Genomic DNA, 12,888 nt, shown 5'->3' with positions numbered 1-12,888 from the left:
CTAGCGTTCGGTCAGCTTGCCGTCCGCCACCTCCAGGCGCCTGGTCACCCGGACCGCGTCCAGCATCCGCCGGTCGTGGGTGACCAGGAGGAGCGTGCCCTCGTAGGAGTCGAGGGCGGACTCCAGCTGCTCGATGGCCGGCAGGTCGAGATGGTTCGTCGGCTCGTCCAGGACGAGGAGGTTCACGCCCCGGCCCTGGAGCAGCGCCAGGGCCGCGCGGGTGCGTTCGCCCGGGGAGAGGGTCGCGGCCGGGCGCAGCACGTGGTCGGACTTCAGGCCGAACTTGGCCAGGAGAGTGCGGACCTCGACCGGCTCGGTGTCGGGGACGTCCGCGCAGAACGCGTCGAGCAGGGTCTCGGGGCCGTGGAAGAGCTTGCGGGCCTGGTCGACCTCGCCGACCAGGACGCCCGAGCCGAGGGCCGCGTGCCCGGAGTCGAGCGGGACGCGGCCGAGCAGCGCGCCCAGCAGGGTGGACTTGCCGGCGCCGTTGGCCCCGGTGACGGCGACCCGGTCCGCCCAGTCGATCTGCAGGGACACCGGGCCGAAGGTGAAGTCGCCGCGCCGGACCTCGGCGTCGCGCAGGGTCGCCACGACCGCGCCCGAGCGCGGGGCCGCCGCGATCTCCATGTGCAGCTCCCACTCCTTGCGCGGCTCCTCGACCACCTCCAGGCGCTCGATCATGCGCTGGGTCTGCCGGGCCTTGGCGGCCTGCTTCTCGCTGGCCTCGCTGCGGAACTTGCGGCCGATCTTGTCGTTGTCGTTGTTCGCCTTGCGCCGGGCGTTCTTCACGCCCTTGTCCATCCAGGAGCGCTGCATCTGCGCGCGGTCCTGGAGGGCGGACTTCTTGTCGGCGTACTCCTCGAACTCATCGCGGGCGTGCCTGCGTGCGACGTCCCGTTCCTCCAGGTAGGCCTCGTAGCCGCCGCCGTAGAGGTTGATCTGCCGCTGGGCGAGGTCGAGTTCGAGGACCTTGGTGACCGTGCGGGTGAGGAACTCGCGGTCGTGGCTGACGACGACCGTGCCCGCGCGCAGGCCGGTGACGAAGCGTTCCAGGCGCTCCAGGCCGTCCAGGTCGAGGTCGTTGGTGGGCTCGTCCAGGAGGAAGACGTCGTAGCGGGAGAGCAGGAGGGAGGCGAGGCCGGCGCGGGCCGCCTGGCCGCCGGAGAGGGCGGTCATCGGCTGGTCCAGGTCCACGGCGAGGCCGAGGGAGTCGGCGACCTCCTCGGCGCGCTCCTCCAGGTCGGCGCCGCCCAGGTTCAGCCAGCGCTCCAGGCTGACCGCGTAGGCGTCGTCGGCGCCGGGTGCGCCGTCCACCAGGGCCTGGGTCGCCTCGTCCATGACCCGCTGGGCCTCGGCCACGCCCGTGCGGCGGGCGAGGAAGTTCCGGACGGTCTCCCCCGGCCTGCGCTCCGGCTCCTGTGGCAGGTGGCCGACGGTCGCGGTCGGCGGGGAGAGCCTGAGCTCGCCCTGCTCGGGCGCGGTGAGCCCGGCGAGCAGGCGCAGCAGGGTGGACTTTCCCGCGCCGTTGGCGCCGACCAGCCCGATCACGTCGCCGGGCGCGACGACGAGGTCCAGCCCGGTGAAGAGGGAGCGGTCGCCGTGTCCGGCGGCGAGATTCTTGGCGACGAGAGTGGCAGTCATCAGAACGCCGATCCTAATGGGCCGCGGGAGTGCCGCTCAGCCGGATTTCCCCCGGTCACCGGTGGCTCTATCGTCCTGACATGGACAGCGAGTCGCGTGACGAAGTGATCGTGGTCGGGGGCGGGGTCGCCGGGCTGACGACGGCCGTGGTGCTGGCCGAGTCCGGGCGGCGGGTCCGCGTGTGGGCGCGGGAGCCCGCCGAGCGCACGACCTCGGCGGTCGCGGGCGGCCTGTGGTGGCCTTACCGCATCGAGCCCGAGCCGCTGGTCGGAGCATGGGCGCTGGCGTCCCTCGCGGTGTACGAGGAGCTGGCGGGCCGTCCCGAGGAGACGGGCGTCCGGCTGGTCGAGGGCGTGCACCGGGGAACGCGGCTCGACGAGCTGGGCGACTGGGCCGGCCGGGTGCCCGGGCTGCGGAAGACGGCCGACGGGCTGGCGGCGCGGCTGCCGCTCATCGACATGCCGGTCCATCTGGCGTGGCTGCGGGAGCGGCTGGCCAAGGCGGGAAGCACGGTCGAGGAGCGTACGGTGACGGATCTTGCCGCCGTGCCCGCGCCCGTCGTGGTCAACTGCACAGGGCTGGGCGCCCGCTCACTCGTGCCCGATCCCGCGGTGCGGCCGGTGCGCGGGCAGCTGGTCGTGGTGGAGAACCCGGGGATCACGACCTGGTACACGTCCGTCGAGCACGTCTCGGCCGCCTCCACCTACTTCATGCCGCAGCCGTACGGGCTGCTCCTGGGCGGTACGGCGGAGGACGACGCCTGGTCGCTGGAGCCGGACCCGGACACGGCCGCCGCGATCGTCGCCCGCTGCGCGGCCGTCCGGCCGGAGATCGCCGGGGCGCGGGTGCTGGCCCACCGGGTGGGGCTGCGGCCGGCCCGCGACGCGGTACGGCTGGAACGGCAGCCCCTGCCGGGCGGCGGGGTGCTGGTGCACAACTACGGGCACGGCGGGGCCGGGGTCACCGTGGCGTGGGGCTGCGCCCGTGAGGCGGCCGGGCTGGTGGACCCGGCCGCCTGAGGGTCAGCCCTGCGGGAGGTGCAGGGCGGTGTGCGGGGCGCGGACGCCGGCCCGGGTCCCCGGCTCGGGAGCGGCGGACGGCGTGCTGCCGGAGGTGGCGCGCTCGAACGCGGGCGCGCCGCCGACCAGCGGCAGGCCGGCCGTCGTACGGGACAGGTCCAGGGTCAGGGTCGGCCGGGTGGACGGAGGATCGATCAGGTCCTTGTCCGTGCCGGCGACGATCAGCGCCAGGCGGTGGCCCTTGGGGACGACGTGGTCGGTGGCCGCCAGGTCCAGGGTGATGGTGTACGCCTTGCCCGGGACGAGCGGGACGCCGTGGCCGAGCGAGGCGTAGTGGCCGAGGTCGGCCCAGCCGCGGCTGAACACCGTGGAGTCGACCTCGGCCGTCTTCGCGCGGGTCTCCTTGAAGCAGGCGCTGTCGCCGGCCGTGCTCTCGCCCCAGCAGGTGCGGTCGGTGAGCGTCGTGATGCCCTCGGCGGCGTCGGCGTAGTCGCGGATGGTGTCCGGGCCGAGGTCCACCAGGACGGCCGACAGGTGGGCCGAGGCGGTGGTCGGGGTGGCGGTCACGGTCACCCGGGCGGAGCCGGACAGGCGCAGGTCGCGGGTGAGCGGCGCGGTGAGGAAGCCGGCCTTCTCCGGGGTGGACGTGGTCAGGTGCGCGGCCCAGTCGGTCTCGCTCAGTCCCGGGTCGTCGGTGAAGGTCTCGGTGCCGGCGGCCGTGCGCGTGCCGAGTGTGCCGACGCCCGCGCCGGTCCCGGGGGCCGGGTGCAGGGTGGTGGTGCGGGTGGTGTGCGGCGGCCAGGCCGTCGAGGTGACCCAGTGGTCGGGGTGGCGTTCGATGTCGGCCATCGGCCGGCGGTCGATGCCGTTGTCGTAGCCGAGGAGTTCGTGGTCGAACCAGCGGTGCAGGGTGTCGACCCAGGCGCCGCGCCGGTAGTCGAAGGGGTCGACGTGGCCGGTCTGGGAGAGCCAGATCTTGCGGTGCACGCCGTGCTTCGCGAGGGCGTCCCACCACTGGCCGAAGTGCTTGGTACGGACGTTGAGGTCCTGCATGCCGTGCACGACGAACACGCTCGCGCGCACCTTGGCCGCGTCCTTGACGTAGTCGCGCTCGGTCCACAGCGGGGTCCAGTCGCCGGAGCGCGGGGAGCCGTCGGCGAGTTGCTTCTGTACGGCCGCGCAGTGGGCCTGCGCGTCGTCGCTCTCGACGTAGCCGGCCAGTTCGTCGGGGCCGCCGTCGTAGAGCGGGGCGCCCTGGGCGAAGTAGTAGTCGTACCAGGAGGAGATCGCGCTGATCGGCACGACGGTCTTCAGGCCCCTGACGCCGGTGGCGGCGACACCGTTGGCGATCGTGCCGTCCCAGCTCTTGCCGATCATGCCCGTTCTGCCGTTGGTCCAGCTCGCCTTGACGGCCGTAGAGCCGGTGCGGCTCGTGTACGCCTTCGCGCGGCCGTTCAGCCAGTCGACGACGGCCTTCGCGGACTGGATGTCGGAGCGTCCGCCGACGTCGACGCAGCCGTCGGAGCGGTTGGTGCCGGCGAGGTCGACGCCGACGAAGGCGTAGCCGCGCGGCACGAAGTAGTTGTCGTAGAACAGCGGCATCTGGACGACGTGGCCGTCCGCGTCGTACGTCTTCAGCTGGTGCTCGTTGCCGCGCCCGCAGCAGGAGTAGTACGGGCTGGCGTCCATGATGACCGGCACCTTGCGGCCCTGCCGGGCGGGTTCGGCGGGCCGGACGATGTCGGCGGCGACGCGGTCGGACCGCCCGTCGCCGTCGGCGTCGAGGCCGGTGTCCACCCACACGGACTCGCGGACGGCGTCCGCGTACGAGTAAATGGGCCGGCTCTCGCGGGGCGCGGCCTGGGCGGAGGCGTGGCCGGCGGCCTGGGCCGAGGCCGGGGTGAGGAGTGCGGCGGTCAGGGTGGCGACGGCCGCGGTCGCGAGCGTTCTCCAGATCGTGAAGCGCGTGCTTATCGGCATGCGCGGACGGTACCCCGGCCAACTCCCGTACAGAAGAGGCCAAACGGAGTCCCAAAGTGTTCATGTCGGCTGAATGGCGTTCGTGTGACAAGCGAGGCCATGGACAAGGCAGGGGCCACAGGGACTGAATAGGCTCCGAACAGACTTCCTGTCCCAGACGACTTGGAGCTGACACGTGCACCGCAGAATCTTCGCGCCGGGCGCACTCGCGGCGGCCTCCCTCCTGCTGGCGATCCCGGCATCGGCCGCGAGCTACGCCCCCGGCGCACCGGGCATCGGCGACCCCTACTACCCGTACTACGGAAACGGCGGCTACGACGTCTCCCACTACGATCTGAGGCTGCGTTACCAGCCGCAGACGGACGAGCTGCAGGGCACGGCGACGATCCTGGCGAAGACCACCGAGGACCTGTCCAGCTTCGACCTGGACTTCCTGCTGGACGTGAGCGAGGTGCGGGTCAACGGCACTAAGGCGTCCTTCGCCACCTCGGGCCAGCACGAACTCGTCGTCACGCCGAAGACGCCGCTCAACAAGGGCCAGGCCATCACCGTGGTGGTCCGCTACAGCGGGGTGCCGTCCACGAAGAGCGCGTACGGCTTCACCACCTGGCACCGCACGCCGGACGGCGCGGTCGCCGCCGACGAGCCCGAGGCCGCCTGGTGGTGGTTCCCGAGCAACGACCACCCGAGCGACAAGGCCAGCTACGACGTCTCCGTCTCCGTCCCGGACGGCACCCAGGCCCTCTCCAACGGCACGCTCCAGTCGACGAGTTCGCGGCTCGGCTGGACCCGCTACAACTGGCGGCAGAACAAGCCGCAGGCGACCTATCTCGCCACCCTCGCGGTCGGCAAGTTCGACATCACCACGAGCACCTCCGAGGGCGGGGTGCCGGTCATCAACGCCTACAGCCAGGACCTCGGCGACAACGACGGGGCCGCGCGGGCGAGCGTGGAGCGCACCGGGGAGCTCGTGGACTGGCTGAGCGGCTACTTCGGGCCGTATCCGTTCAGCACGGCCGGGGGGTACGTGCCGAACACCACCACCGGGTACGCGCTGGAGACGCAGACCCGCGTCTACTACAGCCCGCGGCAGTTCGCGAACGGCGCCAACACCTCGGTGGTCGTGCACGAACTGGCCCACCAGTGGTACGGCGACGACGTGTCGCTGAAGGGCTGGAAGGACATCTGGATCAACGAGGGCTTCGCACGGTACGCGCAGTGGCTGTGGTCGGAGCACGAGGGCGAGGGCACCACGCAGGAACTCGCCGACTACGTGTACGCCTCGCACCCGGCCGACGACCCGTTCTGGACGGTCAAGCCCGGTGACCCGGGCCCGGACGACCAGTTCGAGCTGCCCGTCTACGACCGGGGCGCGCTCGCCATCCAGGCGCTGCGCAACGAGGTCGGCGACGACGCGTTCTTCGCCATCCTGAAGGGCTGGCCGAAGGAGCACGCGTACGGCAACGCGTCGGTGGCCGACTTCCGCGCGTACGCCGAGCAGGTCTCCGGCAAGTCGCTGTCGGCGCTGTTCGACACCTGGCTGTTCCAGCCGTCGAAGCCGGCCGCGCCCGCGGCACGCGCGGCGTCCCTCGTGAAGGCGGGTACGTCCGTCGCCCAGCCGAAGTCGTGGAAGCAGATCGAGGCGACGAACGACATCCACGGGCACTGATCCCCGGGGGCCTCACCGGCTCGGTTCGGCCGCCCGCTCGACCGGCCCGTCCCGGCCTGCCGCCTCCGTGCGGGTGGCCGGGACGGTGCAGGCGCACCCCCCGCGATCGCGCCGTACAGCGCGCACCGCGCGGGCGGGGCGCCCGTCCGGGCCGACGAGGTTCACCGCACGCTTGGTCCCGGCCGGCTGCGGGGTCATCCCCCGCCCTCCCCGTGGTCGTACACCGTGACTGCGATCCCGCGCTTCACCAGCCGTTCGGTGACGAGCGGCTCGATGCGGGACCACTTGCCGCCCGCCAGACCGCAGCCTATGCGGGGCATGTGCACGGACGCGCCGAGTTCGATCACTTCGTCGGCGAGCCGGGCAAGCGCGGAGTCGATGGCCTCGTAGCGCACGGGGACGCCGCTGCTGCGCGCCATCCGGATGCCGCGCTGGCCGATCATGTTCGCGACCCACACGTCCGGGGCGACCTTGACGAGCCGGACCGCGCCCAGGCCGAAGTCGTTCTTGGCGCGGTCGCGGTGCCAGGCGCGGTACGCCGCCTCGGGCTCCGGCCAGCGCCGCGAGAGCGCCAGGACGAAGCCCTTCCCCCAGCCGCCGAGGTCGTTGCAGACGTGGGCGATCACCTTGGCGCCCTTGACAGACGGAACGGTGGCGTCACCCCGGACATACGAGATCTCCGACATGACGCCACCGTAGGCGATGCCACTGACAGTGGCAGTGAGCTGCTACTTCGTGAGCTGCGACAGTTCCTCGTCGGTGCTCTGGTTGACCCGGCGGCGTACCGCGAACCAGCCGGCGACCAGCAGGACGGCGAGGACCGGGATCAGCATGAGGGTCTTGCGCCCGACCTCCGGGTCGTTCCACATCATGCCGAGGCAGAACAGCAGGAAGGCGATCGTGACGATCTCCGTGTACGGGCTGCCCTTGAGCCGGAAGTGCGGCCGGGTGACCAGGCCGGCCTTGGCGCGCCGGACGAAGATCATGTGGCAGAGCATGATGATCACCCAGGTGCTGATGATGCCGAGCGAGGCGACCTCCAGCACGATCTCGAAGGCCTGGCTGGGCATCAGGTAGTTCAGGCCGACGCCGAGCACGCAGACCGCGCAGGTCAGCAGGATGCCGCCGTAGGGGACCTGGTTGCGGTTCATCCGGGCGGTGAACTTCGGCGCGGAGCCGGACATCGCCATGGAGCGCAGGATGCGGCCGGTGGAGTACAGGCCGGAGTTCAGCGAGGACATGGCGGCGGTGAGGACCACCAGGTTCATCACGTCACCGGCGCCGGAGACGCCGATCTTGGACAGGACCGTCACGAACGGGCTCTCGCCGGCCTGGTAGACCGAACCGGGCAGCAGCAGGGCGAGCAGGACGACCGAGCCGACGTAGAACAGGCCCACGCGCCACATGATCGAGTTCACCGCGCGCGGGACGACCTTCTCCGGCTCGGCGGTCTCGCCGGCGGCGACACCGACCAGCTCCAGCGCCGCGTACGCGAAGATCACGCCCTGCATGACCAGGACGACCGGCATCACGCCGTGCGGGAAGAGCCCGCCGTGGTCGGTGATCATGTTCAGGCCGGGAGTGTGGCCGCCGACCTTGTGCTGGGTGGCGACCAGGAAGATGCCGATCAGCATGAAGCCGACGATGGTGGCGACCTTGATGATCGCGAACCAGAACTCCAGCTCACCGAAGATCTTCACGGAGATCAGGTTCACGGCCAGGACCACCGCGAGGGCGATCAGCGCGAGCACCCACTGGGGGACGCTCGTGAACATGCTCCAGTAGTGCGTGTAGAGCGCGATCGCGGTGATGTCGGCGATGCCGGTCGTCGACCAGTTCAGGAAGTACATCCAGCCGGCGACGTAGGCGCCCTTCTCCCCGAGGAACTCGCGCGCGTAGGACACGAAGGAACCGGAGGACGGCCGGTACAGGACCAGCTCGCCGAGGGCCCGGACGACGAAGAAGGCGAAGACGCCGCAGACCAGGTAGGCCAGCGCGAGGGCGGGGCCCGCGTTGTGCAGCCGGCCGCCGGCGCCCAGGAGGAGGCCGGTACCGATGGCGCCGCCGATGGCGATCATGTTGACGTGGCGGGCCTTGAGGTCCTTGCTGTAACCGGCGTCGCCCGCGTCCGCGGGCTTCGCGGTCGCCTGGGGGGAGGCCACGGCCTGTGCCGTGTCCAGGGCGTCCTTGCTCAAAGGTGGTACCACTTTCCTGGTGCGCCCGGACCTCGTGGGCCCGGGTGTCCGTATGTTCTCGGCCCGCACCACCCTGGTGAGTCGCGGTACAGACCAAGCCAGCAGCTTCCCAGAGAGCGCGCCGGATATACGGTGGTCCAGGTCACAGAGCGTTACTTCTCACACGACCTCCCCCGGGTTTCACACTTTTGGTGAGACAGCGATACTGCTGCACATGACGACCGACGCGACGACCGGTACCGAGGAGCCCGCCCTCACCATCGACGAGCTGGCCGCGCAGGCGGGCGTCACGGTCCGCACCGTCCGCTTCTACGGCAGCAAGGGGCTGCTTCCGCCGCCGGTGATCGGTCCGCGGCGGGTGGGGCACTACGGTCCCGGGCACGTGGCGCGGCTGGCCCTCATCGAGGAGCTTCAGCAGCAGGGCATGACCCTGGCGGCCATCGAGCGGTACCTGCGGCAGCTGCCGTCGGACCTCACCCCGCACGACCTGGCCATCCACCGCGCGGTGGTCGCGTCCTGGGCGCCGGACGCGGTGGAGACGGTGTCCCTGCGGGAGCTGGAGCGGCGGGCGGGACGGCCCCTCGCCGCCGAAGACCTGGAGCGGCTGGCGGCGATGAACGTCCTCGTGTCAGGAGACGGGGACGAGGACGAGGTCCGCGTCGACGCCGGGCTGCTCCGCCTCGGTCTCCAGCTCCTCGACGTACCGCTGTCGCAGGAGGCGATCCTCGCGGCGCGCAAGGTGCTCGTGGAGCACTCGCGCGCCGCGGCTCACGAACTGGCCCAGCTCTTCCGCGGCGAGGTGGCGGAGCGTGACGCCCGGGACGTGAAGTCCCTGTCGGCGCACATGCACCCCCTGGTGGTGCAGGCGCTGCTGACGACGTTCCAGCGCTCGCTGCGGGAAGAGCTGAGCGAGTGGCTCACCGGGTCAGGAGCGGGCTGAGTCGCTGAAGGGCTCCCCCTTCTCGGCCTTCTGCACCAGCAGCGCGGGCGGCGTGAACCGCTCGCCGTAGCGCTCGGCGAGTTCCCGCGCGCGGGCCACGAATCCGGGCAGGCCACCTTCGTAGCCATTGATGTACTGGAGCACACCGCCGGTCCAGCCCGGGAAGCCGATGCCGAAGATCGAGCCGATGTTGGCGTCGGCAACGGAGGTCAGGACGCCCTCTTCGAGGAGCCGTACGGTGTCGAGCGCCTCGGCGAAGAGCATCCGCTCCTGCATGTCCCGGAACGGGATCTCGTACCCGGGCTTGGTGAAGTGCTCGCGCAGCCCCGGCCACAGCCCGGCCCGCTTGCCGTCCTCGGCGTAGTCGTAGAAGCCGGCGCCGCCGCTGCGGCCCGGGCGGCCGAACTCGTCGACCATGCGGTCGATGATCGTATCCGCCGGGTGCGCGGTCCAGGTGCCGCCCGCCTCCTCGACGGCCCGCCGGGTCTCGCCCCGGATCTTGCGCGGGAGGGTGAGGGTCAGCTCGTCCATGAGGGAGAGGACCTTCGCCGGGTAGCCGGCCTGGGCGGCGGCCTGCTCCACGGAGGCGGGCTCGATGCCCTCGCCGACCATGGCGACGCCCTCGTTGATGAAGTGGCCGATCACCCGGGAGGTGAAGAAGCCGCGCGAGTCGTTGACGACGATCGGCGTCTTGTTGATCTGCCGGACCAGGTCGAAGGCGCGCGCGAGCGCCTCGTCGCCGGTGCGCTCGCCCTTGATGATCTCGACGAGCGGCATCTTGTCGACGGGCGAGAAGAAGTGCAGTCCGATGAAGTCGGCCTGGCGTTCCACGCCTTCGGCGAGGGTGGTGATGGGGAGCGTGGAGGTGTTGGAGCACAGCAGCGCGTCGGGGTCGACGACGGACTCGATCTCCTGGAAGACCTTGTGCTTGAGGGAGGTGTCCTCGAAAACGGCCTCGATGACCGCGTCGCAGCCCGCGAGGTCGGACGCGTCCCCGGTGGGCGTGATGCGGGCGAGCAGCGCGTCGGCCTTCTCCTGGGTGGTACGGCCCTTGGCGACGGCCTTGGCGCACAGCTTCTCGGAGTAACCCTTGCCCTTGGCGGCGGCCTCCGCGGAGACGTCCTTGAGGACGACGTCGATGCCCGCGCGGGCGCACGAGTAGGCGATGCCCGCGCCCATCATGCCGGCGCCGAGCACGGCGACCTTGCGGACCGGGCGGGGCTCGATGCCCTTGGGCCGGTTGGCGCCGGAGTTGACGGCCTGGAGGTCGAAGAAGAACGCCTGGATCATGTTCTTCGAGGTCTGCCCGGCGGCCAGCTCCACGAAGTAGCGGGCCTCGATGACCTGGGCGGTCTCGAAGTCGACCTGGGCGCCCTCGACGGCCGCGGCGAGGATGTTGCGCGGGGCCGGGTAGGGGGCGCCGTTCGTCTGCTTGCGCAGGGTGGCCGGGAAGGCCGGCAGGTTGGCGGCGAACTTCGGGTTGGCGGGCGTGCCGCCGGGGATCTTGTAGCCGGGCTTGTCCCAGGGCTGCTGCGACTCGGGGTTGGCGTCGATGAAGGCGCGCGCCTTGGCCAGCAGTTCCTCGGGCGTGGCGGCGACCTCGTGGACGAGGCCGTTCTCCTGGGCGCGCCGGGCGTTGTACTGCTGGCCCTGGAGGAGCACCTTCAGCAGGGCGTCCGTGATGCCCAGCAGCCGTACGGTGCGGACGACTCCGCCGCCGCCGGGGAGCAGGCCGAGGGTGACCTCCGGGCAGCCGATCTTGGTGCCGGAGGTGTCGAGGGCGACCCGGTGATGGCAGGCGAGGGCCAGTTCGAAGCCGCCGCCCAGGGCGGCGCCGTTGATCGCGGCGACGACCGGCTTGCCGAGGGTCTCGATGCGGCGCAGGTTGCGCTTGATGGCGAGGCCGCCGTCGAACAGGTCCTGGGCGGTCTCGGGGGTGACCCGGATCAGGTCGCGCAGGTCGCCGCCCGCGAAGAAGGTCTTCTTCGCGGAGGTGAAGATGATGCCGCGGACGGTCTCCTGCTCCGCCTCCAGGCGGTCGGTGATCGCGGCGAGGGAGTCGCGGAACGCCTGGTTCATGGTGTTCGCGGACTGGTTGGGGTCGTCCAGGACGAGGGTGACGACACCGGTGTCGTCCTGCTCCCAGCGGATGGTGGTGCTCTCGGTCATGTCTTCGTCTCCGTTGAAGTCTGAAGTCTCGTGGTTCCGCGGGGAGTTCAGATGCGCTCGACGATGGTGGCGATGCCCATGCCACCGCCCACGCACAGGGTGGCGAGGCCGTAGCGCTTGTCCTGGCGCTCCAGCTCGTCGATGAGCGAGCCGAGGATCATCGCGCCGGTCGCGCCCAGCGGGTGGCCGAGGGCGATGGCGCCGCCGTTGACGTTGACCTTGTCCAGGCTGAGGCCCATGTCCTCCACGAAGCGCAGCACGACCGCGGCGAACGCCTCGTTGATCTCGACCAGGTCGATGTCGTCGATGGTCAGCCCGGCCTTGGCGAGCGCCTTGCGGGTGGCGGGGGCGGGACCGGTGAGCATGATGGTGGGCTCGGAGCCGGAGACGGCGGCGGAGACGATCCGCGCGCGCGGGGTGAGGCCGTAGCGCTCGCCGACCTCCTTGGAGCCGATCGCGACCAGCGAGGCACCGTCCACGATGCCGGAGGAGTTGCCCGCGTGGTGGACGTGGTCGATCTTCTCCACCCAGTGGTACTTCTGCAGCGCGACGGCGTCGAAGCCGCCCAGCTCGCCGATGTCCGCGAACGACGGCTTCAGCTTGGCGAGGGAGTCGGCGGTGGTGCCGGGGCGCAGGTGCTCGTCGTGGTCGAGGACGACCAGGCCGCTGCGGTCCTTGACGGGGACGACGGAGCGGTCGAAGCGGCCCTCCTTCCAGGCGGTCGCGGCGCGCTCCTGGGACAGGGCGGCGTACTCGTCGACATCCCGGCGGGTGAAGCCCCCGATGGTGGCGATCAGGTCGGCGCCGATGCCCTGCGGCACGAAGTTGACGGCGAGGTTCGTCATCGGGTCGTTGAACCAGGCGCCGCCATCAGAGGCCATGGGCACGCGGGACATGGACTCCACGCCGCCGGCCAGGACCAGGTCCTCCCAGCCCGAACGGACCTTGACGGCCGCCAGGTTGACGGCCTCCAGGCCGGAGGCACAGAAGCGGTTCTCCTGGACGCCGGCGACGGTGTCCGGCAGGCCCGCGGCGATCGCGGCGATCCGGGCGATGTCGGAGCCCTGGTCGCCGACCGGGCCGACGACACCGAGCACGATGTCGTCGATCGCGGCCGGGTCGAGGCCCGGGAAGCGGTCCCGGAGCTCGTGGATGAGGCCGACGACCAGGTCGATGGGCTTCGTGCCGTGCAGGGCGCCGTTCGCCTTGCCGCGGCCACGCGGGGTGCGGATCGCGTCGTACACGTACGCTTCGGTGCTCACGGAGGTGCCTTTC

Annotated in this window: 10 protein-coding genes; 3 read left to right on the top strand and 7 right to left on the bottom strand. The window is 71.2% G+C overall.

Annotated elements, in window-relative coordinates; genetic code table 11:
• The gene (locus tag ACWD35_RS29500) at window positions 1–1,641 is read right to left on the bottom strand and encodes an ABC-F family ATP-binding cassette domain-containing protein (protein WP_451354359.1); all 1,641 of its coding nucleotides are present in this window, start codon (window positions 1,639–1,641) and stop codon (window positions 1–3) included.
• Between the two features lie 80 nt (window positions 1,642–1,721).
• Between ACWD35_RS29500 and ACWD35_RS29495 the strand changes: the two genes are divergently transcribed.
• Complete coding sequence (locus ACWD35_RS29495; protein ID WP_451354358.1) at window positions 1,722–2,660, top strand: FAD-dependent oxidoreductase; 939 nt, start codon at window positions 1,722–1,724, stop codon at window positions 2,658–2,660.
• A gap of 3 nt (window positions 2,661–2,663) precedes the next feature.
• Here ACWD35_RS29495 and ACWD35_RS29490 read toward each other — a convergent pair whose 3' ends face one another.
• Window positions 2,664–4,640: a Xaa-Pro dipeptidyl-peptidase gene (locus tag ACWD35_RS29490; RefSeq protein WP_451354357.1), complete on the bottom strand. Its 1,977-nt coding sequence runs from the start codon at window positions 4,638–4,640 to the stop codon at window positions 2,664–2,666.
• A 175-nt stretch (window positions 4,641–4,815) separates the two neighbouring features.
• On the opposite strand from ACWD35_RS29490, the gene ACWD35_RS29485 reads away from it, so the two are divergent.
• The gene (locus ACWD35_RS29485) at window positions 4,816–6,309 is read left to right on the top strand and encodes a M1 family metallopeptidase (protein ID WP_451354356.1); all 1,494 of its coding nucleotides are present in this window, start codon (window positions 4,816–4,818) and stop codon (window positions 6,307–6,309) included.
• A gap of 12 nt (window positions 6,310–6,321) precedes the next feature.
• On the opposite strand, the gene ACWD35_RS29480 is transcribed toward ACWD35_RS29485, so the two are convergent.
• Genes ACWD35_RS29480 through ACWD35_RS29470 form a run of 3 tightly spaced genes read right to left on the bottom strand, consistent with a single transcriptional unit; the run spans window position 6,322 to window position 8,504 of the window.
• Window positions 6,322–6,507, bottom strand: coding sequence for a hypothetical protein (locus ACWD35_RS29480; RefSeq protein WP_451354355.1), 186 nt, complete (start codon window positions 6,505–6,507; stop codon window positions 6,322–6,324).
• Complete coding sequence (locus tag ACWD35_RS29475) at window positions 6,504–6,995, bottom strand: macro domain-containing protein (protein WP_451354354.1); 492 nt, start codon at window positions 6,993–6,995, stop codon at window positions 6,504–6,506. Before ACWD35_RS29475 ends, ACWD35_RS29480 begins: the two co-directional genes overlap by 4 nt.
• Window positions 6,996–7,037: 42 nt before the next feature.
• Window positions 7,038–8,504 (bottom strand): amino acid permease, encoded by a 1,467-nt coding sequence (locus tag ACWD35_RS29470; RefSeq protein ID WP_451354353.1) that lies wholly within the window; start codon window positions 8,502–8,504, stop codon window positions 7,038–7,040.
• Window positions 8,505–8,718: 214 nt separating this feature from the next.
• On the opposite strand from ACWD35_RS29470, the gene ACWD35_RS29465 reads away from it, so the two are divergent.
• Complete coding sequence (locus ACWD35_RS29465; protein WP_451354352.1) at window positions 8,719–9,444, top strand: MerR family transcriptional regulator; 726 nt, start codon at window positions 8,719–8,721, stop codon at window positions 9,442–9,444.
• Here ACWD35_RS29465 and ACWD35_RS29460 read toward each other — a convergent pair.
• Both ACWD35_RS29460 and ACWD35_RS29455 read right to left on the bottom strand, forming a co-directional pair.
• Window positions 9,430–11,613: a 3-hydroxyacyl-CoA dehydrogenase NAD-binding domain-containing protein gene (locus ACWD35_RS29460; RefSeq protein WP_451354351.1), complete on the bottom strand. Its 2,184-nt coding sequence runs from the start codon at window positions 11,611–11,613 to the stop codon at window positions 9,430–9,432. The two genes, ACWD35_RS29465 and ACWD35_RS29460, sit on opposite strands and share 15 nt — an antisense overlap.
• A gap of 47 nt (window positions 11,614–11,660) precedes the next feature.
• Window positions 11,661–12,875, bottom strand: coding sequence for an acetyl-CoA C-acetyltransferase (locus ACWD35_RS29455; protein ID WP_451354350.1), 1,215 nt, complete (start codon window positions 12,873–12,875; stop codon window positions 11,661–11,663).
• Between the last annotated feature and the right edge of the window lie 13 nt (window positions 12,876–12,888).

The sequence above is a fragment of the Streptomyces sp. NPDC002671 genome (assembly GCF_053592475.1).
The sequence above is the reverse complement of the archived record's forward strand: the minus strand, read 5'-3'. Positions and strand labels throughout refer to the sequence as shown.

What these genes read in the sequence shown, in the direction of transcription:
- ACWD35_RS29500 (WP_451354359.1), bottom strand. Translation starts at nt 1,641, where the DNA reads ATGACTGCCACTCTCGTCGCCAAGAATCTCGCCGCCGGACACGGCGAC.
- ACWD35_RS29490 (WP_451354357.1), bottom strand. Translation starts at nt 4,640, where the DNA reads ATGCCGATAAGCACGCGCTTCACGATCTGGAGAACGCTCGCGACCGCG.
- ACWD35_RS29475 (WP_451354354.1), bottom strand. Translation starts at nt 6,995, where the DNA reads ATGTCGGAGATCTCGTATGTCCGGGGTGACGCCACCGTTCCGTCTGTC.
- ACWD35_RS29465 (WP_451354352.1), top strand. Translation starts at nt 8,719, where the DNA reads ATGACGACCGACGCGACGACCGGTACCGAGGAGCCCGCCCTCACCATC.
- ACWD35_RS29480 (WP_451354355.1), bottom strand. Translation starts at nt 6,507, where the DNA reads ATGACCCCGCAGCCGGCCGGGACCAAGCGTGCGGTGAACCTCGTCGGC.
- ACWD35_RS29495 (WP_451354358.1), top strand. Translation starts at nt 1,722, where the DNA reads ATGGACAGCGAGTCGCGTGACGAAGTGATCGTGGTCGGGGGCGGGGTC.
- ACWD35_RS29460 (WP_451354351.1), bottom strand. Translation starts at nt 11,613, where the DNA reads ATGACCGAGAGCACCACCATCCGCTGGGAGCAGGACGACACCGGTGTC.